At 57.0% G+C, this 23,774-nt stretch carries 23 protein-coding genes; 7 read left to right on the top strand and 16 right to left on the bottom strand.

What is annotated here, in order from left to right:
• Positions 1 to 97: 97 nt before the first annotated feature.
• The 11 genes from L1P08_RS16195 to tviB form a co-directional block, all read right to left on the bottom strand.
• Positions 98 to 1,438 (bottom strand): NAD(P)-binding protein, encoded by a 1,341-nt coding sequence (locus L1P08_RS16195; RefSeq protein ID WP_303619617.1) that lies wholly within the window; start codon positions 1,436 to 1,438, stop codon positions 98 to 100.
• Positions 1,439 to 1,465: 27 nt separating this feature from the next.
• Positions 1,466 to 2,146, bottom strand: coding sequence for a WbqC family protein (locus L1P08_RS16190; RefSeq protein ID WP_303619616.1), 681 nt, complete (start codon positions 2,144 to 2,146; stop codon positions 1,466 to 1,468).
• Positions 2,143 to 2,850 (bottom strand): hypothetical protein, encoded by a 708-nt coding sequence (locus tag L1P08_RS16185; RefSeq protein WP_303619615.1) that lies wholly within the window; start codon positions 2,848 to 2,850, stop codon positions 2,143 to 2,145. The genes L1P08_RS16190 and L1P08_RS16185 overlap by 4 nt, the downstream gene beginning before the upstream one ends.
• The gene (locus L1P08_RS16180) at positions 2,847 to 3,890 is read right to left on the bottom strand and encodes an N-acetylneuraminate synthase family protein (protein ID WP_303619614.1); all 1,044 of its coding nucleotides are present in this window, start codon (positions 3,888 to 3,890) and stop codon (positions 2,847 to 2,849) included. The genes L1P08_RS16185 and L1P08_RS16180 overlap by 4 nt, the downstream gene beginning before the upstream one ends.
• A 50-nt stretch (positions 3,891 to 3,940) precedes the next feature.
• Entirely contained in the window at positions 3,941 to 5,005 is a 1,065-nt protein-coding gene (gene pseG, locus L1P08_RS16175) for a UDP-2,4-diacetamido-2,4,6-trideoxy-beta-L-altropyranose hydrolase (protein WP_303619613.1), read from the bottom strand.
• Positions 5,002 to 5,685: a PIG-L deacetylase family protein gene (locus L1P08_RS16170; protein WP_303619612.1), complete on the bottom strand. Its 684-nt coding sequence runs from the start codon at positions 5,683 to 5,685 to the stop codon at positions 5,002 to 5,004. Before L1P08_RS16170 ends, pseG begins: the two co-directional genes overlap by 4 nt.
• Before the next feature lie 79 nt (positions 5,686 to 5,764).
• On the bottom strand, positions 5,765 to 6,463 hold the full coding sequence (gene pseF / locus L1P08_RS16165) for a pseudaminic acid cytidylyltransferase (protein ID WP_303619611.1): 699 nt from the start codon (positions 6,461 to 6,463) through the stop codon (positions 5,765 to 5,767).
• Entirely contained in the window at positions 6,460 to 7,599 is a 1,140-nt protein-coding gene (pseC, locus tag L1P08_RS16160; RefSeq protein ID WP_303619610.1) for a UDP-4-amino-4,6-dideoxy-N-acetyl-beta-L-altrosamine transaminase, read from the bottom strand. Before pseC ends, pseF begins: the two co-directional genes overlap by 4 nt.
• Positions 7,596 to 8,618, bottom strand: coding sequence for a UDP-N-acetylglucosamine 4,6-dehydratase (inverting) (gene pseB, locus L1P08_RS16155; RefSeq protein ID WP_303619609.1), 1,023 nt, complete (start codon positions 8,616 to 8,618; stop codon positions 7,596 to 7,598). The genes pseC and pseB overlap by 4 nt, the downstream gene beginning before the upstream one ends.
• 23 nt (positions 8,619 to 8,641) lie before the next feature.
• Positions 8,642 to 10,372 (bottom strand): ABC transporter ATP-binding protein, encoded by a 1,731-nt coding sequence (locus L1P08_RS16150; protein ID WP_303619702.1) that lies wholly within the window; start codon positions 10,370 to 10,372, stop codon positions 8,642 to 8,644.
• 128 nt (positions 10,373 to 10,500) lie between these two features.
• The gene (gene tviB / locus L1P08_RS16145) at positions 10,501 to 11,778 is read right to left on the bottom strand and encodes a Vi polysaccharide biosynthesis UDP-N-acetylglucosamine C-6 dehydrogenase TviB (RefSeq protein WP_303619701.1); all 1,278 of its coding nucleotides are present in this window, start codon (positions 11,776 to 11,778) and stop codon (positions 10,501 to 10,503) included.
• Between the two features lie 281 nt (positions 11,779 to 12,059).
• Here tviB and L1P08_RS16140 point away from each other — a divergent pair, with 281 nt between their 5' ends.
• A complete protein-coding gene (locus L1P08_RS16140; protein WP_303619700.1) occupies positions 12,060 to 12,521 on the top strand; it encodes a GNAT family N-acetyltransferase in 462 nt (153 codons plus the stop codon).
• The gene (locus L1P08_RS16135) at positions 12,518 to 13,408 is read left to right on the top strand and encodes a DMT family transporter (RefSeq protein ID WP_303619699.1); all 891 of its coding nucleotides are present in this window, start codon (positions 12,518 to 12,520) and stop codon (positions 13,406 to 13,408) included. Before L1P08_RS16140 ends, L1P08_RS16135 begins: the two co-directional genes overlap by 4 nt.
• 24 nt (positions 13,409 to 13,432) lie before the next feature.
• Here L1P08_RS16135 and L1P08_RS16130 read toward each other — a convergent pair whose 3' ends face one another.
• The 4 genes from L1P08_RS16130 to L1P08_RS16115 are packed head-to-tail and all read right to left on the bottom strand — an operon-like array spanning position 13,433 to position 17,463.
• Complete coding sequence (locus L1P08_RS16130) at positions 13,433 to 14,548, bottom strand: anhydro-N-acetylmuramic acid kinase (protein WP_303619698.1); 1,116 nt, start codon at positions 14,546 to 14,548, stop codon at positions 13,433 to 13,435.
• Positions 14,549 to 14,552: 4 nt separating this feature from the next.
• The gene (locus L1P08_RS16125) at positions 14,553 to 15,581 is read right to left on the bottom strand and encodes a serine hydrolase domain-containing protein (protein ID WP_303619697.1); all 1,029 of its coding nucleotides are present in this window, start codon (positions 15,579 to 15,581) and stop codon (positions 14,553 to 14,555) included.
• Entirely contained in the window at positions 15,557 to 16,510 is a 954-nt protein-coding gene (locus L1P08_RS16120; RefSeq protein WP_303619696.1) for an ABC transporter ATP-binding protein, read from the bottom strand. The genes L1P08_RS16125 and L1P08_RS16120 overlap by 25 nt, the downstream gene beginning before the upstream one ends.
• The gene (locus L1P08_RS16115; RefSeq protein WP_303619695.1) at positions 16,507 to 17,463 is read right to left on the bottom strand and encodes an ABC transporter ATP-binding protein; all 957 of its coding nucleotides are present in this window, start codon (positions 17,461 to 17,463) and stop codon (positions 16,507 to 16,509) included. The genes L1P08_RS16120 and L1P08_RS16115 overlap by 4 nt, the downstream gene beginning before the upstream one ends.
• Before the next feature lie 185 nt (positions 17,464 to 17,648).
• Between L1P08_RS16115 and L1P08_RS16110 the strand changes: the two genes are divergently transcribed.
• The 5 genes from L1P08_RS16110 (at position 17,649) to dgcA (ending at position 22,814) form a co-directional block, all read left to right on the top strand.
• Positions 17,649 to 19,148, top strand: coding sequence for an ABC transporter substrate-binding protein (locus L1P08_RS16110; protein ID WP_303619694.1), 1,500 nt, complete (start codon positions 17,649 to 17,651; stop codon positions 19,146 to 19,148).
• Positions 19,149 to 19,238: 90 nt separating this feature from the next.
• Positions 19,239 to 20,189, top strand: coding sequence for an ABC transporter permease (locus L1P08_RS16105; RefSeq protein WP_303619693.1), 951 nt, complete (start codon positions 19,239 to 19,241; stop codon positions 20,187 to 20,189).
• Entirely contained in the window at positions 20,189 to 21,016 is an 828-nt protein-coding gene (locus tag L1P08_RS16100) for an ABC transporter permease (protein ID WP_303619692.1), read from the top strand. The genes L1P08_RS16105 and L1P08_RS16100 overlap by 1 nt, the downstream gene beginning before the upstream one ends.
• Positions 21,017 to 21,021: 5 nt before the next feature.
• Entirely contained in the window at positions 21,022 to 21,822 is an 801-nt protein-coding gene (locus L1P08_RS16095; protein ID WP_303619691.1) for a GntR family transcriptional regulator, read from the top strand.
• Positions 21,819 to 22,814 (top strand): N-acetyl-D-Glu racemase DgcA, encoded by a 996-nt coding sequence (dgcA, locus tag L1P08_RS16090; RefSeq protein WP_303619690.1) that lies wholly within the window; start codon positions 21,819 to 21,821, stop codon positions 22,812 to 22,814. The genes L1P08_RS16095 and dgcA overlap by 4 nt, the downstream gene beginning before the upstream one ends.
• On the opposite strand, the gene L1P08_RS16085 is transcribed toward dgcA, so the two are convergent.
• Positions 22,804 to 23,676, bottom strand: a complete 873-nt coding sequence (locus L1P08_RS16085) for an SDR family oxidoreductase (RefSeq protein ID WP_303619689.1) — start codon at positions 23,674 to 23,676, stop codon at positions 22,804 to 22,806. The two genes, dgcA and L1P08_RS16085, sit on opposite strands and share 11 nt — an antisense overlap.
• Positions 23,677 to 23,774: the final 98 nt, after the last annotated feature.

The raw sequence follows: 23,774 nt of genomic DNA, 5'->3' as shown, positions 1-23,774 counted from the left end.
CAACCTCTAAATTTTAAACCCGCTCTCACGGGTGACCTACAAAACTTATTCAAAGAAACGCGTGCCAGTTTGGTTCTGATCATCCACCCGTGAGGACCTATGCCGCAACATTGGTTATAATTCCGGCTTTTCGTAGGCTGTCGAAGCTGCCTTTTCGGGTCAGATTGAAGGAGTCGGGCACAACGTAATCGGGTCCAAACTCTGTACCAACTCTTTCCATAAACTCAGCAACAATATCGCCATAACCAGGCCGCGGAAGTCGGTATGTTGACGGAACGAGAAACGATTTCGCCTTTTTGTAATGATCTCCGACCATTCCAGCCTGGCGCATTTCCTCAAACACTCTGGCCTGGTCAATATCCGGGGTCTGCCATTGTTCCGAATCGCGTTTAACAGGCTGCTCCGCACAAATCACGCCATAGCCCTCATCATCAAGGCAGCCGCTATAGTTACAGAAATTAGTGATGCGGGTCGTGACGTGCTCCAGATCGTAATTATAGAGGTAATATGATTCATGCATGTCTTTCGCAGGCACGAGAAACATATGGAAAATCTCCGGAAGATTTATGAGATTCTCGCTGATTGATGATTCCTCGAAGATCAGCTTTTCAGCCTCGGCAACGTGGCATCCGAATAATATCGATTCAAAGTTCAGCGCCCCTCCGTTTGACAGGTGTGCCGCCTTGGCATTTTTGTCAATTTTTTCAATCGACGTTTCAACCATCAGCGCAACACCTATCCGGGTCAGCGCCTCCACCATGGCAATTCTTACGGCATCGAGGTTTTTGCCTTTAGGGTACAGATTATAAACCGATTGCCCCGCCGTTACCTTCTGGGCGGCAAGAATCCTGTCGAGAAAATCCGACTTTTTCAGCTCTTTCGATATGGCATCCTCAAACAACAGTTTCCGGCCAAGAAAAGGGACAACAGATGCCACTTCCGGTGCGAGTTCAGAAGCGTCATGGAGCAGCAGCTTGCGGCACATTTCATTTTGAATCGGGCTGATATATGTGCCGCCGTCCTTCGCTAATAATTGTGAGAAGTCTTCAGCGACACCAACCTCTTCTCGGTTCCGCTCAATCAAGTCAAAGAACACATCCTTGACGAATTGTTCTCCATAGGTCCGCCAGTCCGGGATGGCAAATTCCTCAGTTCTGGTATTGTTTATATAGCCACAATAGGAGAAACCGATGTCCTCCAGCACACCTTCACCGACCATTTCTTCGATAAAGGCCCGATCTGACGCGTCGAAATTATCGAGGAACTGAGGCCCTTTATCGACCCAAAACCCCTCCCAAGGTATGGGTGACATGAACCCCCCCACCTGTTTTGCTGACTCAATAAGACAGACAGAATGGCCTTTCTGGGCGAGCGCATAAGCGCCAATCATCGACCTAAAGCCGCCACCCAGAACAATCCAGTCGTAATGCGTTGTCATATGGCTTCAACCTTCATTTCCAGCATTTCAAAAAAGGGTACCAACCGCCGCCATGGAGGGGGCGTTAAAAATGTAATCAATGGCCGAGAGATTGGGGATAAATTCACCGTGCTGCTGTGGATATTCGGGTGTGGTGAAATCCTGAAAAGACACATCGATACGGGCCGCCGAGAAATCATCAAGCGCAAGATAGTCCCGCCCCAGACTGCCCGAGAGATATGTCGTGGCACCGAGCTGTTTGCAGATATCAAGAACAAGGTCAGATTTGCGTGAATCGACCGCGAGTTCACTAGCCCGGACGATCCGGGTTTCAAGACCAAAAACCTCAACCAGATGTGCAAGCTGCCGCCAGCAGAGCGCGGCGATTCCATCAGTCGTCTCGGTAATGGTGGGCGCCAAAATCGGCATATAGGCACCGAAATTTGGGGCTTTCCGATAGGCTTGCTCGATCGAACGCAAGTGTTTGACTTGCCAGTTTTTTTGCTGGTCAATCTCTATATCGAGCAGGGATTTATCGATATGCCCCTTTTGCTTGACCGGCACAGTCAGCCATACCGGGCCATTGGCGGTCTTGATGCGATTGCGATTGGTGAAGCTGTTTTTTTCAAACTGAACCGTATCAAGGAACACAAACACATCGCTCGATGCGATACGATCCAGATAGCCAAGCCAGGGCAAATATGCGGGCTGATGGATACTGACAATCATGAGGACTTAGCGCTTTGGTTGTCGTCCCGGTCAACGAGAAATTCGATTTCAAGTTGCGACGGCAGCACCGCTGGAATGTCCGGCGTCACCTGCACCGTATATCTCTGACCTTGGTAGACAAAAAAAGCAGGGTGTTGCGGTTCGCAGGCGCGCAAATGCGGGATCACGTCCACAAAGGCCGCGTTCAGATCAATCTCATTGTCCTGCGGCCGGCGGCGCGGATTATAGCTTCCCTCAGCGGCCTGTTTCCGGCCCTTTGGAGCCCCACCGCCAAACCGGTCCAGAATACGGGCGGAAAGCAAAACGGATATCTCGTCATCAAAGCGGCGCAAGTCAGCCGCGACATAGTGTGGCAAAACAGGCAGCCGGGCTTTGACCACGATGTCGCCCTCATCCACCTTTGCGCCCATTTTGATGCCGGAAACCGTGTAGTAAGGGGCACCATAAGCAAGCGTGTGATAAATAGGTGCCCACCCGCGCCCGTCTGGCAGATCCGAGCTGTGAAAGATGACAACATTATCGCAGGCGGCATCGGTGTGGATCACGCGACGCAAATTCCAAAGCACGACCAGGTCATAGTCGGCCGGTGTTTGTGGAAACGCATTAAGAACGGAAACCGCAACATCCGGCAAATATTTGCGGATATGATCGGCGAACGTAAATTCGCTCAGATCATTCACAACAAAAGCGACTGTTCTGGTCACAGGCCAAATGGCTCCTGGCTATTGAAATCGCGTGGTGCCGGACGCCCTATGAGATAAGACATCATGCTCGGCGGCCACCCCTCTCCACCCGACACACGCCGGGTCGTGACGTCGTCCGCTTCGATGATTTTACCCTTGGGCACCGGGTGTGTCGCCACCAGAACCCGCTGGAACTCTCTCTTGTTCTGTAATTCGACTGCCGTCGGGGAAACATCACCTGTGCCGAGCATTTGGTGGGCTTTACGCACATCCTTGATCCAGCTGGCCGCGCCTGCCGGGTCTTCAGAAAACCAGTGGTCGGGACCTGCCAAATCATGGGACAGGGTAAAATGCTTTTCAAAAATATGCCCGCCCAGGGCCACAGACATTGCGGCGGCAACATTGCCTTGCGTGTGGTCCGAAAAGCCCACAACAATATTCGGGAAAGCGCTGAGCAGCGTGCGCGTGCGTAAAATGTTGACACTCTCGGGCGGGGATGGGTACTCGGACGTGCAAACCAGCAAGGCAACAGGCTTGCCATCCAGCGCGCCTGTTGTCTTGAGAGCGGCAAAAACCTCGCCAAGATCAGACATGCCGCAGGACAGGATAATCGGCAAACCCGTTTCGCAATACCGCTCAAGTAGCGGCAGGTTCGTAAAGTCGTCCGATCCCACTTTGAGCGCCGGCACGCCTATCTCAACGAGCAATTCCATATCCGACACGTTCTGCGGAGACGACATGAATGTGATGCCGGTCGCATCGCAGAAAGACTTGATCTCGAACCATTCCGCGCGGGAGAATTCATACCGGCGGAACATCTCGAGCATGGATTCCGTGATCTCTTTGCCCTGGGACCGATAGGTAAACATCTGTTTGGGGTCGGCGACAAACTCATCCGCCTTGAACGTCTGAAACTTGATGGCGTCTGCGCCTGCTTCTTTGGCAACGGCGATCATTTCTTTCGCTTTTTCAAGCTCGCCATTGTGATTGATCCCGGCTTCAAGAATGATGAAGGGCGGATGTCCGGCGCCGATCTCGCGCTCACCAATTCTGAAGGCCATTTATTCTTTCTCCAAACGTCGTCATGGGGCTGTAAGAACCTGCTGGCAGCCTAACGTTGTCTGTCGTTGCTTTTCTGGTTTTCTATAACATCGACAACCCGCGCCGCGCCATCGCCGCGGCAGATTTCTGCAGCTTTTGTGCCCATTTCCAACAGTTGAGGGACGCTTAGGTCGTTGAGACGCGCTGTCACCGTCTCACAACGCAGCGCAGCCAGCTCTCCAAGCGAGATCACGGCGCCTTGCATATCGAGCGTTGCAACAATCGGCGCTTGGTTTTCAGCCAACACAACGGCAAGGCTGGGTACACCAAGGGCGCATTTTTCCCAGCTGATGCTGCCGCCGCCGGTGATGGCAATATCGGCCTCACAGAGTAGCCGGGACATCTCGTCCGTTTGAACATGCAGTTGCCAACCGGGACGCATGATCAACATATCTTCAAGCTGCTTGATATTGCTGCAGGCCTGTCCCACGACCACAACCACTTTGCGCCATTTCCGGATTGTGTCGCCGGCCGCCCTTATCATGAGGGCGGTTTCCTCGAAAACATCGCCGCCACCCAAAAAGATAAGCAGACTGTCGCAATCGCCGTTCGCCCGACGGCGCAAGCTGCCCTGCCGCATTGCCGCAAATTCAGGCCGCAAAAGCGCGAACCCGGGACCCAGCAACAAGGCGCATTCCCTGGGAACGTGCGACACATATTGTGCTGCGTGATCAGGAATCAAATTCTGGTCAAGCAGGATATCTGCATCGATATCCTGCCCGGGCAGGTCGTTGATCACCAGAAGACGGCAACCCGCCCCCCGTATTGCCCTGTGCCAGGACACGCCCAAAGCATAGTGGTCAACAATAAGCCAATCTGCGGGATGCTTATGGACAAACGCCTCGCACCACACAATGTCCATCTCTTGTGTCCAGGTGCAGTTAGCATCGACAGGCATGTCAATGACATCAAAGCCAGCCGCCCGAAGTAGATCCGACATATTACCGGGCAAGCTCCGGCAAAGGAATGTCACCGCATGCCCGCGTCGGACAAGTTCGCCCGCCAGTGCCTGACAGCGCACAACATGCCCCGCCCCGATTTCACCCGAAGCATCTGCGCGGATGTGAAACCTCATCCGGTACGGCGCCCAAGCACGAATGCTTCGGCGGCATCACAGCCGATTGACGCGCCACGCCACGCCGCAAGAGACTCTATTCCCTTCAGGGATCTTGGGTGTGGCCAGTCCCTCAGTTCCTCTTCATATGCCGACATCGCCTGCAATTTCTGCTCAAGGAACGGAGAGATGTCTTCAAACCAGTTCGGCGCGAATGTTCGGCCAAAATCCGGCGTTTGCCATTCCGTGCTGGATCCAACTTCAAAAAACAGCAGGGTTTTGACGCAAAGCCGGTTTTGCGGTCGGCACGCTGTCACCACAGCCTGATTGATGCGTTGATGATCAATATTCAGATCATTCCCATAGTGTGTCAGGATCAATTCGGGTTTTACCGCAGCGATCCGGCTCTCGACCGACTGTGCAATGGACAATAACGCGATTGTATCCATCCGGTTGTCGGGATAATCCTCAAACTCGACGCCGGATGCACCCAGTATGGAACATGCCTTTCCAGCCGCTGCGCGCCGCCGCTCGAGGGCCGCATTGTCGGCAACGGACTGCTCCTGCCGCGCGGTCACTCCATCGGCCAAAAACAGTACGTGAACATCGGTCCCGCCAGCAGCAAGTTTAGCCATGGTGCCGCCACACCCGAGAACCTCGTCGTCGGGATGCGCGGCAATTATAAGCGCTCGATCTACCATTTTCCCCACTTCCTGTGCTGACCTCAAATACGCGCCCCAACCTGGAAAAACCACGGCATGGTCAAGATGAAGCTTGTGTTTAGGAGGCCTGTTTTTCCTTGGCCACGGCAAAGAGCATTTCTGCGTATTCCCAGTCTTCCGGGTTATCGATATCCTGCAAACGCCAGCGCGGGATCATAACTACAGTTGATCTGGGACCGAATATGGGCTGATCACTCAGCCAGGCATCCCTCGTTCCCCAATAGAACTGTCCGGCATCGTGCAATGCAACGGGCAGGTCCTGCGACCGCGATTCATAGTTTTCCGGGAAAAACATGTTCACGCCATGGGTCTCATCAATAAAAAACGAGCGAAAGATCGGACAGGACACACCCCCTGCAGAGAACACAAAATGCCAGTCGGACTCCTGCAGTTTGAGCAAGCCCTCTTTCAGATCGGCGTCGGTGATAAACGGCGCGGTCGCATACATGCAGCACACCAGATCAGGCACTTGCCCTTCGTTCTCAAGCCAGCGGATCGCATGGGCGACAACTTCCGCAGTCCCCGCATGGTCGTCGGAAAGTTCGGCGGGGCGCAAAAATGGTGTCTCTGCACCGCACGTGCGCGCAACCGCTGCGATTTCTTCATCATCAGTGGACACAATGATCCGGTCAAATACGCCACTCTTTAGCGCCGCCTCGATCGTATAGGCGATCATCGGGCGTCCGAGGAAAGGCTTTATATTCTTTCGCGGAATGCGCTTGCTGCCACCGCGTGCAGGAATAACGGCGACCTTCATTGCAACAGATCCCGCAACGTTTTGATCACATCAGAGCACTGCGCGTCACTCAGACTGGCGAACATGGGAAGAGAGATCGCAGACTTATAATAATCCTCGCTTTGCGGAAAATCACCCCAGGCAAAGCCAAGCTTTTGAAAGTCCGGCTGCGTGTGTACGGGGATGTAATGCACATTCACCAGTATTCCGGCGGCCCGCATGCCCTCAAACACGCGTCGCCGGTCGGCAACCTGAATGGGATAGAGGTGCAGCGAGGAACGCACATTGCCCGGATAGGATGGCCGGGTAACCGGCAGATCGGCAAAGGCAGCATCATATTGCGCAAGGATCTCATGCCGTCTTGTTATCCAGGCCTCGATATTTTGTAACTGGGACAGGCCAAGTGCTGCCTGCAGGTCGGTCAGCCGGTAATTATACCCCAGCATCTGTTGCTCATAATACCACGCCCCTTGCGTCACATCCTCAAGCTCAGAAGGTTCGCGGGTAATCCCGTGAGAACGGTATAACTGCAGGCGCCGCGCGAGATCAGGTGACCGGGTGGTCGCCATTCCACCCTCACCGGAGGTGATAATCTTGACGGGATGAAAACTGAAAACGGCAATATCGCTGAATTGGCAATCGCCAATCCGGCTATCCTCATAGCACGATCCTATTGCGTGCGAGGCATCCTCAATAATCTTAAAACCGTATTGTTCACTCAGGGTGTGTATGCGCGCCATGTCGCATGGCGTACCGGCGAAGTGCACGGGGATGACCACTTTAGGCAAGGTGCCGGCCTTCTCAGCTTCCTTGAGTTTCTCAGCCAGTTTTTCCGGACACATATTATACGTTTTGGGATCAACATCGACAAAATCGACCGACGCCCCGCAATAGCGGGCGCAATTGGCGCTTGCCACAAATGTATTGGGGCTTGTCCAAACAAAGTCACCCCGACCAACGTCCAATGCAAGACAGGCAATATGAAGTGCGGCGGTAGCGTTGCTGACCGCAATCGCGTGCGCCACGCCACAATATTGCGCTATCGCCTGCTCAAACGCCGGTATGGCAGGCCCCTGGGTCAGAAAGTCAGATCGGAGCACATCGACAACAGCCTCGATATCCTGCTCAGAAATGAATTGCCGACCGTATGGGATCATTGCGCAGCCCCTAAAGCTCCGGTCTCTACCACATGCGTGTCAATCAGCTCACGCAAACTCTCGACACTGAGGAAATCCGGGTTATCTCCGGAATTATAAGTAAAGCCGACAGGCACCGGCTTCACACCCTCCTGCTTCATATACGTCGCGCGCAACCGCTCGTCTCCGGAAGGCAGTATGGCGAAATACCGGCCGAGATCCAAAGTGTTCATGCTATCGCTTTCGGTGATCATTTCCTCGTGGACTTTTTCACCGGGCCGTATGCCAACAAGTTTATGCTCACATTCAGGCCCAATAGCCTCGGCCAGATCAGTTATCCGGTATGACGGTATCTTTGGGACAAAAATCTCGCCACCCAAGGCCTGTTCAAGCGCCCAGATCACCATTTCAACACCGTCCTGAAGAGAGATATTGAACCGGGTCATGTTCTCGTCGGTTATCGGCAATGTCCCTGTTTTGCGCATATCCTGAAAAAACGGGATCACCGAACCGCGGCTTCCCATAACATTGCCATAGCGCACAATGCTGAAGCGGATATCGCGATCGCCCCGGATGTTGTTGGCAGCCACGACCAGCTTGTCTGAGCACAACTTGGTGGCGCCATATAGGTTGATCGGTGCCGCAGCCTTGTCTGTCGATAGTGCGACAACGCGCTTCACATTGGTATCAAGACAGGCCTCGATCAGATTCTGTGTCCCAAGCACATTGGTCTTGATGCATTCGAACGGATTATATTCGGCCGCGGGAACCTGCTTTAGCGCGGCAGCATGAACAACATAATCGATCCCCTCGAGAGCGCGGCGCAGGCGCCGTTCGTCCCGGATGTCACCGATAAAATAACGAATGCCCGGAAACTCCTTGTCGTTAAAGACAAGCGACATCTCATATTGTTTTAGTTCATCGCGACTGAATATTACCAACCGTTGGATATCAGGATATTGCTTTAAAACCTGACGTACAAAAGCTTTACCAAAAGAGCCGGTTCCACCGGTCACCAATATAGATTTCTTGTTCAACACGGCAGCGAATTCTCCGGCAGGATTTATTTTGGGGCGACGGATGTGAGCACCTGATCAGGGGTTCCTTTACGCACAATCCGTCCTTTTTCCAGAAGCACAATCATTTCACAATGCTCGACAGTAGAATAACGGTGGGCAACAATGATGACGGTCTTGTCCCGAAGCTTTCTGACGGCGTCCATGACCTCCGCCTCCATTCTAACATCAAGAGCACTTGTCGCTTCGTCCAGCACGAGTATGGAGGGATCATGATACAACGCGCGCGCGATGCCAATTCTTTGCCTTTGTCCACCTGAAAGGCGCACGCCCCGTTCGCCGACGATTGTTTCTTTTCCCGCCGGCAACGAAGCAACAAAACTCTGCAGTTGAGCCGCTTTTATTGCCTTGTCGACGAGAGCCTCGTCTATGTCATTGGCTTCCAGCCCAAACGCAATATTACGCCGCAAGGTATCATCTGTGAGGAAAATATGTTGCGGCACATATCCAATCTGTCGCTGCCAGTTATGGATGTCGTCGCGCAACTCTCGTCCATCGACATGGACATGGCCCTGATATTCCGGAAGCAGCCCCATTATCAGGTCAATCAGCGTACTTTTTCCAGCGCCGCTTTCGCCAACAATCCCCAATGACGCGCCAGCGGGAATCCGGAGATTAATGTCCGTCAACACGGTGTCGTCAGTCTGCGGATAGCTATAGGCGACATCTTGCAGATCGAGGGAACCGCTGAAAGGTATGCCGCCCGTGTCGGCCTGGCGCTTTCCGCGTATTTCTTCCCCACGCAATTCAGCCCGTAATACGTCAACGACCGGCAGGGCAAAACGCAGGCTTTGCATCGCATTGATCATCCGGTTGATGGAGGGCATGATGCGGAAAGCTGCCGCCGCGAAAAGGCCGAGAGTTGGCACGAAGTTATCGATAGGTTTGCCTTGCAGAACCATCGATATGACGAGCGCCGCCAGACCCAGAATGGCCAGAAGCTCAATCCACAGTTTGGGAAGCGCCAACAGGGTTGCCTGTCGCATTCCCATGGCCGAACTGCCTCGGTTGTGAAAATCATACTGGTTTATAAAGTCACGCTCCCGCCCCATCAGCTTGACTTCTTTGACGCCGCCAAGCCCCTGTTGCAGCATCTGGAGCCTTTTGCCTTCATGCATTTGTCGCGCAGTCCCCCACCGCGTCAAATGCAACCGGGTCGCCAAAAGAAACAGGCCACCTGCAATGCCGAAGGTTGTGATGACCACAATCGCACCTATCGGCTCCACAACCATCAAAAGCACGCCCAGCCCGGTCGCCACAAGCAACTCAGCCGTCAGCAACATGCTCGGTGCCATTGCACCGTTTGTAAACTGGTCGGTTTCGCTGACGACATTCCGTATAAGTTCCGCAGAATTGCGCCGGAGATGAAACTCATATTTCTCAGAAAGATATTTCTCGAACAGTCGACGCGAAATATCGGCTCGTACATCGAAAGAAAAACTCGCTTGCCGCCAGGCCAAAAACGCCAGGAACACGGTCTTTAAAGCATAAACGCCAACCAGCCCGATCATTGCCACCAAGATCAACTGATTTTTATCCTGCAAACCCAGAAGGTCGCTAAGCCAAACAGCGGCGGACGAACCCTGTGTGGCTGAATTGACGGTGAACATGGAGATCACCGGGATCACCAGACCAACACTCAATGTTTCAAAAAGCATGCCGATCAGCATCAGAAGGAACAGCACAAGCATCCGCCACCGGAACGGCGGGCTGAGCAATTGAATAACGTTCCTTATTGTGTACATGGACTGAGGTTTTCTCCGGCTGCATCAATCAATGCAGCCTTTTTTGTATTGCGCTTATCCTGTCGGCAGTCTGGCGCCGGAATCAAATAAAGGCCTCTGACCTACAACCGCAGATCAGTCTCTTCAGGTTCGAAAATGGATTTGAGATCGTAGACGATACAGTTCTTTGTGCCGAGACTTCTTATCCGGGCCGCCCCCATCTCCCGAAACTCATCATGCGCCACTGCCACGATTATAGCACTGTAGGTGTTCTCGTCCGGCCGCTTCACAATGGATAGAGCGTGTTCAGCTTCTGCTTCTTTCGCATCCACCCATGGATCATAGATGTCGACGCCACAATTATACTCTTGCAGTTCACGGGCGATATCAACAACGCGCGTGTTCCGCAGATCGGGGCAATTCTCCTTGAAGGTCAGCCCCATTATCAGAACCCGCGCGCCCTCCACATGTACCCGCTTTTTCATCATGGCCTTGATGAGCTGGGACGCGACATAGGCGCCCATACTGTCGTTCAACCGACGCCCGGCCAAAATGATGTGCGGATGATAGCCAATAGCCTCGGCCTTATACGTCAGATAGTAGGGGTCCACACCGATACAGTGTCCCCCGACAAGCCCGGGGCGAAACGGCAAAAAGTTCCACTTGCTGCCTGCAGCCTTCAGCACCGCGCTCGTATCAATGTCCAGCTTGTTAAAGATAATGGCCAGTTCGTTTATCAAGGCAATGTTCAGGTCACGTTGCGTGTTTTCAATGACTTTCGCCGCTTCTGCCACCCTGATAGACGCCGCCCGATGCGTCCCCGCGGTAATGATGCTGCGATAAAGATCGTCAACAAAAACGCTGGCTGCTGCGTTCGAGCCGGATGTGACTTTGGTAATCGTCGTCAGCCGATGAGCCTTGTCGCCCGGATTGATCCGCTCGGGTGAATATCCTACGAAAAAATCAACGTTGAACTTAAGTCCCGACTTCGCTTCAAGCAACGGAACACATTCTTCCTCTGTGCATCCCGGATAAACGGTCGACTCATAGATCACAACATCCCCCGCCTTTAAGGCGCCGGCCACGGTCTCGGTAGCCGCCAAAAGAGGTCGAAGATCAGGACGCTTGGCCTGATCTATGGGGGTTGGAACCGTAACAATAAAGCAGCTGCAATCCCGCAAATCCTTGACGTCACTCGTCAACGCCAGCCCCGAAGCCGACTTGAGCTCTTCCGCCTCTACTTCACGGGTATGATCATTTCCCTGAATCAGCTCGTTGATCCGGTGAGCATCAATATCGAACCCCACCACAGACCGCACTTTGCCAAATTCGACAGCCAATGGCAGACCGACATAACCCAGCCCAATCACCGCCAGTTTGGCTTCACTGCTTTTTATCATAGAGTGGAACTTTCACATTGCGTAGCTCTGGTGTGCTTACTTCGCAATGACCTGCTCGCGCAACTTTTAAGCGGACGTTCCCCAATTGGCTGGGCGACTTTCAAACGCGTTATGCACATATTCCGCCCCCAAAAAGCCGTTCTGAACCCATGCCATGCGTTTGAGCTGTGGCTTTAGCTGATAACTGCCGCTTTCCACGCCGCACCCCCCACATCCGCTTTACACCCCCCGCCATATCGGCAAAACTCCGGGCGTAATTTCAGGCTCAGGTAGTTGTTTTCATGTCTCTTTCGTCCGATGCCATCCCGCTTGATGGTGGATTGTCGCTCAGCGTCACAGCCGACCCTGCCGAGGGTGATCTGGCGATTGTCCGGGGTGGGCTGGCAGCTTTTAATGATGCGGTCTTTCCGCCTGCCGGCCGAAAGGATCTGGCGGTTTTTGTGCGCGGCGCGGCAGGAGAGGTCAAAGGCGGGCTTTATGGGTATACCGGCTGGGGCTGGCTTTATGTCCAGTGGCTCTGGCTCGATGAAAGCCTGCGCGGCCAAGGGCTGGCGGGCAAATTGCTCGTTGCCGCCGAGGTGGAAGCGCTGGCGCGCGGATGTCATGGTGCGCTGATTGATACATTCAGCCCCACGGCCCGCCGCACCTATGAACATGCCGGCTATCAGGCTTTCGGCGAACTGCCCGATTTCCCCAAGGGCCACACCCGCACCTATTTGCAAAAACGGCTGGATGCAGCATGAGCGAGCGTCATTCCCTTTCCGGTTTCCTCTTGGGTGCCGGCGGCATCGCCACGATTTGCGCCATGGATGTGGTGGCCAAGAATCTCGGCGCCAGCCTGCCCACACTGCAGATTGTTTTTGTGCGCTATGCCGGCGCCGCCTTGTGGCTGGCGCTCTACCTGGTGCTGACCCGGCGGGCCTGGCCGCAAAGGGCCAATCTCAAACGCCACGCCCTGCGCGGTGTGCTGATGGCCATCACCGCGTTTTTCTTTTTTTATGGCATCACCCATTTGCCCCTCGCCATTGCCGCGGCACTGGCCATGAGCGCGCCGATCTATGTCTCATTCCTCGGCATTGTCTTTCTGAAGGAACCGGCCTCACCCACGCTTGTCTTGGGAATTGCCCTTGGTGTTGTCGGCTCACTCATCGTCATCTTCGGCGGTGAGCCGATAATCGCCACCGGCGCCTCCAGCCTTGCGGCCTGGGGCGCAGCCATTCTGGCCCCCGTCTGCTATGCCGGTGCCCTGGTACTGCTCAAACATCATTCCAGCGATGAAGGGGCGGCCGCGATGATCCTCGCGCAGTCGGCAATTGCCGCCATTGCCGCCCTGCCCTTTGCCGTCTCAACAATGATCGTGCCGCCCGTCGATACCCTTTGGCAAATCTCCCTGATCGGTTTTCTCGGTGCTGTCGGTTTTATCTTTGTGGTCGCCGGCTTGCGCCGCCTGCCCGCCTCAATCTTTGCCAGCATTGATTATACCGGCCTGCTCTGGGCGGCCCTGTTCGGCTATGTGTTTTTTGGCGAAACGGTGGGGTTGCGCTTCTGGCTGGGCGGCGGGTTGATCATTCTCGCCTGCACCATCAGCATGCGCACCAAGCCAAAAGCGGCACCGACACCGCTCGGCTAGGCGTCTCGGGCCAATGATTGGCTTTTAGCCTGCCAATTGCCCGCCGGTCATCGGTGCCGGCGCCCCGGTTGTATCGGGGAAACTGATTGGCAGGCCGCGCATCACGCGCACGGCAAGAAAGGCAAAGCATTCCGCCTCAATGGCGTCACCGCGCCAGCCAACGGTTTCCGCCGGCACCACGTCAACCCCTGCCCGTTTGGGCAGGGCCGCCATGATTGCGGGGTTGCGCCGTCCGCCACCGCACACAATCAGGCGTTGCGGCCGTTGCGGCAACAGGTCAAGCGCCTTGCCAACAGCCGATGTGGTGAAGGCGGTCAACAGCGCCGCGCCATCTTCCGCCGTGCAGCCTTTGGCCATTTCGGCGGTAAAATCAAACCTGTCGAGCGATTTGGGATAGGGCGCACCCAGATAAGGATGCGTCAGCAGTTCGGCCAGCCGTGCCTCATCCACATGGCCTTTGGCCGCCAATGCCCCATCCCGGTCCATCTCGCCAAGACCAAGTGATTTGACGAAATCATTGATCGGCGCATTGGCCGGGCCGGTATCAAAAGCGATCACCTGATCCTTACCATCCCACCAGGTGATATTGGCCACACCACCAAGGTTGAGCACGGCCACATCGCCATTGGCTTCAAGTCCGCGCAGCAGGGCAGCGTGATAGGCGGCAGAGAGCGGCGCGCCCTGCCCCCCTTCCCGCATATCAGCGGAGCGGAAATCATAGGCGACTTTTGTGCCCAGAATTTCGGCCATCAGCGCCCCGTCACCCAATTGGCGGGTCGCACCCAGACGCCCCTTTTGCGGCGCGCGGTGCAAAACGGTCTGGCCGTGAAAACCGACAATGCCGATATCGGCCATGGTCAGCCCGGCGCTTTCAACCAGGTTTTTCACCGCCGCCGATTGCGCCCGGGTCAGCGCCGCTTCCGATTCGGCAAAAATCGCCGGTTCCGGCCCGTCAAAATTCCAGCGCCGCGCCTGATTAAGCGTCTCTTCCAGCATGTCGCGGATTGCATTGTCATAAGGGGCCAGCGTATAGGCCCCAAAGCTTTCCACCTGCTCGCCATCCGTTTTCAGCAAGGCCACATCAATATTGCCGTCCAGCACCGTGCCTGTCATCAGGCCGACCGCCCAAACCGGTTTCATTTGCTTAATCCTGTTCCGCGTTCACAAGGTCGCCAACATCCCGGCGCAACTCGGCAATGCCGCTGTCGAAATGGCGCGTGGGGTGCACCCGGTTGGTCAACAGGGTCCAGGCCCGTCCATTGGCAAAATCGATCCAGAGGCCAGTGCCGGTAAAACCGGTATGGCCAATGGTCTCGGCATTGGCCTTGTCGCCGCCGGGCCAGCCGGGCCGCGCGCATTCAAATCCGTGGGTGCGGCTGGCGGACAGGCGGGTGCGCATCAGTTCAATTGCCTTGGGGCCCGCGCCAGTGCCATCAAGCAGGCCTTGCGCAAAATCGAGCACCGAATCCGCGGTACCAAACAGGCCGGCATGCCCCGCCCCCTCAAGCGCTGAACAATTATCGTCATGCACTTCACCGCACAATATCCGGTGCCGCCAGGTGCAATCTTCAGTCGCCGCCGTCTCTTTGGGGTCACTGGCAAAGGCAAAGCCGGGGCCGGGGTCCATCTGCCGGATGGTCTTGCCGCTCAGCCGCTCAAGCACAAAGCCTAAAAGAATGAAATTGATATCGGAATAAACCGGCGGCCCGGCACGCCAGTCGCGTTGCAGAATAAAGGTGCGCAACAGATCCGGGTCGCGGCCATAGGTATAGATTGGTTCAACCGCCGGGAACGGGGTCTGGTGGCCAAGGCAATGGCGAAAACTCACCCGCCGCACCCAGGCATTGGCATCATATTGGCGCAGGTCCGGCAGCACCGAAATCAGGGGGGCATCCAGATCAATCGTACCCGCTTCCGCCAGCGCCAGAATGCGCGGCGTGGTAAAAATCACCTTGGAGAGCGAGGCCAGATCGAACCAGGTTGTTGCCGTCATCTCGCGCTTTTCGGGCACGGTCTGGGCATGGCCCATTGCGCGCATGGCACGGGTACCCTCGCGGGTCACCAGCCCCAGCACACCGCCGGGAATACGGCCGGTTTCAATGGCTGTCGCCAGTGGCTGGAAGGCCCGGTCGAGACGCGTTTCAAGGGTCATGTTGCGGGATAGAGGTGGCATGCAACCTCATCCTTTTCGTTGGCAGCGACCCGTTGCAGAACCGGGCGGCTTTCACTGCAAACCGGCATAACACTGGGACATCTGGTGTGGAAGGCACACCCGGCGGGCGGGTGAGCGGGGTCCGGCAATTCGCCTTGCAAGACAATGCGCTGTTGCCGGGTCACGCCGGGGCGCGGAATGGCGGAGAGTAAGGCCTTTGTATAGGGGTGTTTGGGGGCCTGCATGATTTCTTCGGTCGGGCCGATTTCCACCACGCGCCCCAGATACATCACCGCAATCCGGTCGCTGACATGGCGGATCACCGACAGGTCATGACTGATAAACATGATCGAGAGGTCGAGCCGCTTCTGCAGGTCCGCGATCAGGTTGATGATCTGGCTCTGGATCGACACATCAAGCGCCGACACGGCTTCATCGGCCACCAGCAAACGCGGGTTCAGCGCCAGGGCGCGGGCAATGGCAATGCGCTGGCGTTGTCCGCCGGAGAATTCATGCGGATAGCGCCCGGCCGCGTCCTGCGGTAAACCTACCAGATCCAGTAATTCGGCAATGCGCGCCTCTTGCTCGGCCTTGGTGCCGATGCGGTGCACCCGCAAGGGTTCGCCGATAATGCCCCCCACGGTATGGCGCGGGTTGAGCGCGCCGAACGGGTCCTGAAAAATCACCTGCAGATCGCGGCGCACCGGCTTCATCGCCCGGCGGCTCAATTGCATCAAATCCTTGCCATCGAGCAGAATTTCGCCGCCGCTTGGCTCGATCAGCCGCAATAGCGACCGCCCAAGGGTCGACTTGCCGCAGCCGCTTTCCCCCACAACGCCCAACACTTCGCCCGCCTCAATGGTCAGCGACACATCCGAGACGGCCTGCACCACGGCCCCGTTCTGGCCGGGATAGGTTTTCGACAGATTGCGGAGTTCCAAAAGGCTCATTCGGCAGGGTTCCAGCAACGCACGAGATGGGATTGGCCCTCAAGGGCGGGCATGAGTGTTTTACAGTTTGCAACCAGGGCTGTGCAGCGCGGATGAAAGGTGCAGCCCTCTGGCCGCTGGCCCGGCGGCGGCACGGTGCCCATGATTGCGGGCAATTCAACGCCGGGCGGATTGGAAGCGGGAATGGTGCGCAACAGCGCCGCCGTGTAGCGGTGCTGGGGATGAGAAAACAACGCGCTGGCACTGGCCTCTTCCACAACCCGCCCGCCATACATCACCGCCACCCGGTCGCAATATTGCGAGACAACGCCAAGATCATGGGTGATCAGCAAAACGGCCATGCCGGTTTCCCGGCGCAGGTCATCGATCAGGTCAAGAATTTGCGCCTGAACGGTCACATCAAGCGCTGTGGTGGGTTCATCGGCGACCAGCAGTTTTGGATCGCACGCCAAGGCCATGGCAATCATCACCCGCTGGCGCTGTCCGCCGGACAATTGATGCGGATAGCGCTGCAAGGCGTCCTCGGGCGCCGGAATACCGACCCGTTGCAACAGTTCAAGCGCCCGCGCATTTGCCGCTTCCCGATCGACCTTCCTGTGCAGGTGCACCACTTCGGTGATCTGGTCACCAATGGTAAACACAGGGTTAAGCGAGGTCATCGGCTCCTGAAAGATCATGGCGATGTCATCACCGCGCAGAGCCTCCAGTTCAGCCTCATTCAGTCCCAGAATATCGCGGCCTTCAAAACCGATCCGGCCGGCGGAAATCCGCATCGGCGGCTCGGCCAGAAGCCGCATGATCGAGAGCGCCGTCACCGACTTGCCACAACCCGATTCCCCAACCAGGCCCAGCATCTCACCGGGCGCGATCGAGAGAGAGACCCCCTCGATAATCGCGCGATCGCCAACCTCGATATGCAGATCTTCAATGTTCAGCAGCGGCGTCGCCGACATGTCTTCTCCCACAAAGGACTGATCTTCTCTGCCGTCAAAATCGCCCGTGTTTCCGGGCGTTTCCAACGGATCAAGGTTGCTCTTGCCATCAAAAGAGTAATACCATAGCGTTCTCATTGTCCAGAGTGGTTTTAAAGTGGATTTATTCTGGATCTGGAGGCTGGCGCCCAACAAATGGAGACATCATGGTTTTGAAAAAACTCTGCGTCGCGCTTATGGCGACTTCGATGATGGCGGGGGGCGCTGCAGCAGCAACGCTTGATATCGCTATCGATTCTTCCCCTGCCGGGCTCGACCCGCATCTGATCACCGCCTTCAACTCGGTGCTGATCGTGCAGGACAATATTTACGAAGGCCTGACCGCCATCGATCAGGGGCTGGCGGTTGTGCCCGGTCTCGCATCCTCATGGGATGTGTCTGAAGACGGCATGACCTATACGTTCAAGCTGCGCGAAGGCGTCACCTTCCACGATGGTTCAGCCATGGATGCGGACGATGTTGCCGCCTCCATCCGCCGGGTCCAGTCCGAGGAAATGGCCTCTCCGCTCGCAAGCCGCATCTCCCCGGTCAAAGAGGTCACCATTATCGACCCGCTGACCATCCGGTTCACGCTGGATGCGCCGTTTGCGCCGATCCTGTCGTCGCTGGCCGGCATTGCCATTGTCCCCGCGGAAATGGAAACCGACAAGGACGCCCTGCAGCAGACCCCGGACGGCACCGGCCCGTTCCAGTTTAGCGAATGGCAGCCCAACGGCTTTATCAGCCTGACCAAATTCGATGGCTATCGCGATGCCGACCTGCCCAAACTGGATGAAGTCCGGTTTGAATTCGTGCCGGAAGCCGCCACCCGTCAGGTTGGTCTTGGCTCTGGCGACTACGGCATTCTGCCCGGCATCGATCCCGCAACGGCCCTGCAGCTGAAGGCCCAGCCCAATGTCACCGTGCAGGAAACCCGCGATCTTTCCTATACGCTGGTGGGCATGAACGCGAGCCGCGAACCGTTTACCGATCCGCGCGTGCGCCGGGCGCTCAACATGCTGCTCAACCGTCAGGACATTATTGATGGTGCCCTGTTCGGTGCCGGTGTCCCCGGTGGCCCCCTCTCCCCGGCGCTGACCGAATGGGCGCTCGATACCAGCGAATTCTCCTGCTACTCAACCGATGTTGAAGGCGCAAAGGCATTGCTGGCGGAAGCGGGCATCACCACACCGCTGAAACTGACCATGAATGTTCTGCCCCGGCAGGACACGCGCGATATCGCCCAGATCGTCCAGCAGCAGCTGGCCGCGGGTGGTATCGAGGTGGAACTGATCAATCAGGAAATTGGCCAGTTCGTGCAGGATTGGCGCAATTCCAATTTTGACCTGTTCGTTTCAGCCAATGGCGGCTCCACCGATCCTGATCTTTATTTCTACCGCACCTTCTTTGGCGGCGGCTCCACCAATGTCTTCAAATATGACGACGCCGAGGTGAACACGCTGCTCGATGAAGGCCGGAACGAAACCGATCAGGCGGCCCGCAAGGCCATTTATGACCAGCTGCAGACCAAGCTTGCCTGCGAAGGGCCGATTGCCCATCTCGCCTATGGCACGCTGTCAACAGCGGTCAATAACGACGTCAGCGGTTTCGAGATTTACCCGAGCGGGCGCCTGCGCAGCCTGATCAACGTCACGATCGACGAGTAATCCTCCCGGCTCCGGCGCTGTGGCCTGTCTACCGCGCCGGGGCCTCCCCGTCATTCTGCCAACCCGAAAACACAATCAGGCCAGACGCCCGTGACCCCACGTTTCCTTCTCAGCCGGTTGATTGACCTCGCCTTCGTCCTGTTCGGGGTTTCAATCATTGTGTTTTTGATGATCCGTATGATCCCCGGTGACGCGGTGGCCATCATGCTGGGTGCCAATACCGAAATCACCCCCGAGCGCATTGCCGAACTCGAAGCGCGGCTGGGGCTCAACCTGCCCATCTACCAGCAATACGCCAACTGGATATGGGGCGTCCTGCATGGCGATTTCGGCACCTCGATCTGGACCGGCCGGCCCGTCACCAGCGAAATCGCCGCCAATATCTGGCCGACGCTGGAGCTGACCTTTTTGTCGGTCCTTGTGGGCGCCGGGCTTTCAATTCCCATCGGCGCGTTCATGGCCTCGGCCCGTGGCAATATCGCCGAAATCGCGGTGCGTATCGGGGCGATTGCCGGGCTGACCATTCCTTCATTCTGGCTCGGCATTGTCGCCATTTTCATGGTCGCCAAATTCGCGCCGGGCTGGTCGGCCCTTGGCTATGTCCCCTTTACCGAAGATCCGCTCGGCAATCTGTCGCGCATGGTCCTGCCGGTCATTGCCCTGTCGCTGCCCATGCTGGCCAACCTGTCGCGGCTGGTGCGCTCGGCCATGCTTGATGCGCTGGGGCAGGATTATATCCGCACCGCCAAGGCCAAGGGCGCCACCAAGCGCCGCATCGTTTATAAACATGCCCTGCGCAATGCGCTGATCCCCTTCATCACCAGTGTCGGTGTTTCCGCCGGCTATCTGCTCGGCGGTGCCATTGTCATCGAACAGGTCTTTGCCATTCCCGGCCTCGGCCGGCTGGTGCTGGGGGCCATTTCCGAGCGCAATTATCCGCTGGTGCAGGCCACCATTCTGGTGCTGACCGGCACCTTCGTCATCGTCAATTTTCTGGTCGACATGCTCTATGCCGCCATCGATCCGCGGGTCACACGCTGATGCTGAATTTTCTCAAACGCAACAAGCTGTTCACCTTTGCTCTGGTCTTTGTCATCCTGCAGGTCCTGCTGGCGCTGTTTGCCCCCTTTCTGGGGCTGCAGGACCCCTATTACCAGGTCATGGTCCAGCGTATGAAAGGCCCCAACGCGGTCAACTGGCTGGGCACCGATCAATTGGGGCGCGATGTGCTGGCGCGGATCATTCACGGCTATCGCACCTCGCTGATGACCTGCGTCACAGCCGTCACCCTGGCCCTTGTTGTTGGCGGTGCCATTGGCCTGCTCACCGCCTATTATCGCGGCTGGTTCGACCGCATCGTCATGCGGCTGATGGATATCGTTTTCGCCTTCCCCATTCTCTTGCTCGCCATTGGCGTCATCGCCGTGCTCGGCCCCAATATCTGGAGCGCCGCCATTGCCATTGCCATCGTCTACACCCCGATCTTTGCCCGCCTGTTGCGCGGCCCGGCTCTCGTGATCTGCGAAAGCGAATATGTGATGGGCGCACGGGCAATTGGCGCTTCGGATTTCCGCATCATCTTTTTGCATCTCCTGCCCAATCTGGTCTCGGTCGTGCTGGTACAAACCAGTATCTTGTTGTCCGCTGCCATTCTGGTTGAGGCCTCGCTGTCCTTCCTCGGGCTCGGCGCGCAACCGCCCACGCCCTCGCTGGGGCTGATGCTTTCCGAGGGGCGCAATTTCCTGCTGCTCTCGCCCTGGCCGGCCATTTTTGCGGGCTTTGCAATCCTGTTTCTGTCTTTTGGTTTCAACCTTTTGGGGGATGCCTTGCGTGATACGCTCGACCCCCGACTCAAAACCGAGAACTAGGTGATATGGTGGAACATCTTGATGCAGAGCTGACCCCACCAGCAGAGCAGGCCCCGGCTTCTGCACTGCTGGTGCGCATCACCGAAGCGTTGCAAAAACACACAGGCGGCGAAGAGCCGCTTTATATCCAGCTCGCCACCGCCATGCGTGAACTGATCGAACGCGGCGAATTGCGCGGCGGCACGGGCCTGCCCTCGGAACGCGATCTGGCAAAAGCCACCGGCTTTTCCCGCGTCACCATCCGCCACGCCATCGAAGACCTGTTCCGCGACGGGCTGATTTCCAAACGTCACGGCGCGGGCACTTTTGTCTCGCCGCAAATCGATCAGCCGCTTTCGGTCCTTCTCGGCTTCACCGCCGACATGAAACGGCGCGGGGCCAATGCCCGCTCCATCGTGATTGACAACAGTGTCGGCCTGCCCGACCCCGATGAAATCCTGAAACTGGGCCTGTCGCCCAGCGACAAGGTGCTGCGCCTCACCCGCGTGCGCCTTTCGGAAGACGATCCTTTGGCCCTTGAGCACGCCGTGGTGCCGCTTTATGCCGTCGCCGGGCAGGAGATCAGGGAATCGCTTTACGAGGCCATGCGCGGCACGGGACACATGCCTGTGCGCGCCTTGCAGCGCCTGCACGCCGCCCTTGCCGATGCGCGCGAGGCCAAATTGCTCGATATCGTTGTCGGCAGTCCGGTTTTGCATATCGAGCGCCGCTCGTTTCTGGCCAATGGCCGCCCGATTGAAATCACCAAATCCGCCTATCGCGGCGACCGCTATGATTTTGTCGCCGAGCTGACCATTGAAGAATGACCACACGCCTTAAAGCTGCCATTGAAGATTTCCCGATCGCGGGCAGTTTTACCATTTCGCGTGGCCGCAAAACCAAAGCCGAAACCATCCATGTGACGCTGTCCCGCGAGGGGGTAACCGGTCACGGCGAATGCGTGCCCTACGCCCATTATGGCGAGACCACCGCAACCACGCTAAACGCTATCACAGCGTTGACCGGCCCAATCGCTGACGGGCTGACCCGCCAAGACCTGCAAACCGCGCTCCGGCCCGGTGCCGCGCGCAATGCGCTCGATTGCGCGTTTTGGGACCTGGAGGCAAAACTGGCGGGCAAAAGCGTTGCCGAACTGGCGGGACTGACCCTGCCCGAAAATATCGTCACAGCTTATACAATCAGCCTTGGCACGCCTGAAGAAATGGCGGCGGCCACACGCGCCGCAACCGGCTACCCTTTGTTGAAACTGAAGCTTGGTGGCAAGGGCGATAGCGCCCGGTTGCGCGCCGTGCGTCAGGCCGCGCCTAACAAACGATTGCTGGCCGATGCCAATGAAGCCTGGTCAGATGAGACCCTCGGCGAACGCCTGAGGGTAGCGGCCGACCTCGGTCTGGAACTGGTTGAACAACCCCTGCCCGCCAAAGCGGATTCGGCCCTCGCAGCCGTCGCCCATCCCCTGCCCGTTTGCGCCGATGAAAGCGCCCATGACCTGGCGGGGCTTGGTGCCCTTGCCGGGCGTTATGACGCCATCAATATCAAGCTCGACAAAACCGGCGGCCTCACCGAAGCGCTGGCGCTGGCCCGCGCCGCGCAACAGGTGGGCCTGCGCATCATGGTGGGGTGCATGGTGGGCACGTCGCTTTCCATGGCCCCCGCCATGATGCTCGCCAGTTTCGCCGACTGGGTCGATCTTGATGGCCCACTACTGCTGCAAAAGGACCGGCCTGACGGCCTTGTCTATGACAAGGGACTGGTGCGCTTTGGCGACCGCCCGATCTGGGGCAGCGCTAAAGCATAAGCCGCCCGCCGGTCACCGGCAGCACGGCACCGGTCACATAGCTGGATTCTGCTGACGCCAGATAGACGAAAGCGGGCGCCAGTTCAGCGGGTTGCCCCGCCCGGCCCAATGGCGTGTCCGCCCCGAAATTCTCCACCTTTTCTGTCGGCAGGGTCGCGGGAATGAGCGGCGTCCAGATCGGGCCGGGTGCCACCGCGTTGACGCGGATACCCTTGTCCGCCACCAGCCCGGCAAGCCCGCCGGTGAAATTGGCAATGGCCCCCTTGGTCATGGCATAGACCAAAAGGCTGGGGCTCGGATCCTTGAAGTTGATCGAGGATGTATTGATGATCGTCGCCCCTTTCTGCATATGCGCAATTGCCCCTTTGCACAGATGAAACATCGCCGTCAGATTGGTATCGACGGTCGCGTGCCATTCACTGGTGCTGATATCCTCAATCGCGTCAAAACTGGCCTGGTGGGCGGCATTGTTGACCAATATGTCGAGCCGGCCCATTTCGTTCACGGCATGGTCAATCAGCGACTGGCAATAGCTCTCATCGCGCACATCGCCTTTCATCAGCACCGCCTTGCGCCCGGCCTGTTCAACGATTTTCGCGGTATCGGCTGCATCGTCTTCTTCACTGAGATAGGAGAGGATCACATCCGCCCCCTCGCGGGCGAAAGCGATTGCGACAGCCCGGCCAATGCCGGAATCGCCGCCAGTGATAATGGCCACCTTGCCGGTCAGCCGATCAGCCCCCCGATAGCTGTCTTCGCCATGGTCGGGTCTTGGGTCCATTTTGCTGGTCTTGCCGGGCATATCCTGCTGCTGTGCGGGATAGGGTGGTGCAGGGTAATTCTTCAGATCATCAACAGGCATTGTGTCGCCCTCCTTTGCTCGGGATACTCCTCAAGCAACGTTGGATGGTCGCGACTGTTCCCGGAAAACCGGCAGTAATTTTTGCGGAACCTCTGCCA

The sequence above is a fragment of the Mariluticola halotolerans genome (assembly GCF_021611515.1).
Taxonomy (GTDB): Bacteria; Pseudomonadota; Alphaproteobacteria; order Rhizobiales; family Devosiaceae; genus Mariluticola; species Mariluticola halotolerans.
This window is presented reverse-complemented; position numbering and strand designations above follow the sequence as displayed.

Coding starts and splice junctions, on each gene's coding strand:
- L1P08_RS16115 (WP_303619695.1), bottom strand. CDS start 17,463: ATGTCGGCGACGCCGCTGCTGAACATTGAAGATCTGCATATCGAGGTT.
- L1P08_RS16190 (WP_303619616.1), bottom strand. CDS start 2,146: ATGATTGTCAGTATCCATCAGCCCGCATATTTGCCCTGGCTTGGCTAT.
- L1P08_RS16095 (WP_303619691.1), top strand. CDS start 21,022: ATGGTGGAACATCTTGATGCAGAGCTGACCCCACCAGCAGAGCAGGCC.
- dgcA (WP_303619690.1), top strand. CDS start 21,819: ATGACCACACGCCTTAAAGCTGCCATTGAAGATTTCCCGATCGCGGGC.
- pseF (WP_303619611.1), bottom strand. CDS start 6,463: ATGAAGGTCGCCGTTATTCCTGCACGCGGTGGCAGCAAGCGCATTCCG.
- L1P08_RS16120 (WP_303619696.1), bottom strand. CDS start 16,510: ATGAGCCTTTTGGAACTCCGCAATCTGTCGAAAACCTATCCCGGCCAG.
- L1P08_RS16135 (WP_303619699.1), top strand. CDS start 12,518: ATGAGCGAGCGTCATTCCCTTTCCGGTTTCCTCTTGGGTGCCGGCGGC.
- L1P08_RS16140 (WP_303619700.1), top strand. CDS start 12,060: ATGTCTCTTTCGTCCGATGCCATCCCGCTTGATGGTGGATTGTCGCTC.
- tviB (WP_303619701.1), bottom strand. CDS start 11,778: ATGATAAAAAGCAGTGAAGCCAAACTGGCGGTGATTGGGCTGGGTTAT.
- L1P08_RS16110 (WP_303619694.1), top strand. CDS start 17,649: ATGGTTTTGAAAAAACTCTGCGTCGCGCTTATGGCGACTTCGATGATG.
- L1P08_RS16170 (WP_303619612.1), bottom strand. CDS start 5,685: ATGGTAGATCGAGCGCTTATAATTGCCGCGCATCCCGACGACGAGGTT.
- pseG (WP_303619613.1), bottom strand. CDS start 5,005: ATGAGGTTTCACATCCGCGCAGATGCTTCGGGTGAAATCGGGGCGGGG.
- L1P08_RS16130 (WP_303619698.1), bottom strand. CDS start 14,548: ATGAAACCGGTTTGGGCGGTCGGCCTGATGACAGGCACGGTGCTGGAC.
- L1P08_RS16085 (WP_303619689.1), bottom strand. CDS start 23,676: ATGCCTGTTGATGATCTGAAGAATTACCCTGCACCACCCTATCCCGCA.
- pseC (WP_303619610.1), bottom strand. CDS start 7,599: ATGATCCCATACGGTCGGCAATTCATTTCTGAGCAGGATATCGAGGCT.
- L1P08_RS16180 (WP_303619614.1), bottom strand. CDS start 3,890: ATGGCCTTCAGAATTGGTGAGCGCGAGATCGGCGCCGGACATCCGCCC.
- L1P08_RS16100 (WP_303619692.1), top strand. CDS start 20,189: ATGCTGAATTTTCTCAAACGCAACAAGCTGTTCACCTTTGCTCTGGTC.
- L1P08_RS16125 (WP_303619697.1), bottom strand. CDS start 15,581: ATGCCACCTCTATCCCGCAACATGACCCTTGAAACGCGTCTCGACCGG.
- L1P08_RS16195 (WP_303619617.1), bottom strand. CDS start 1,438: ATGACAACGCATTACGACTGGATTGTTCTGGGTGGCGGCTTTAGGTCG.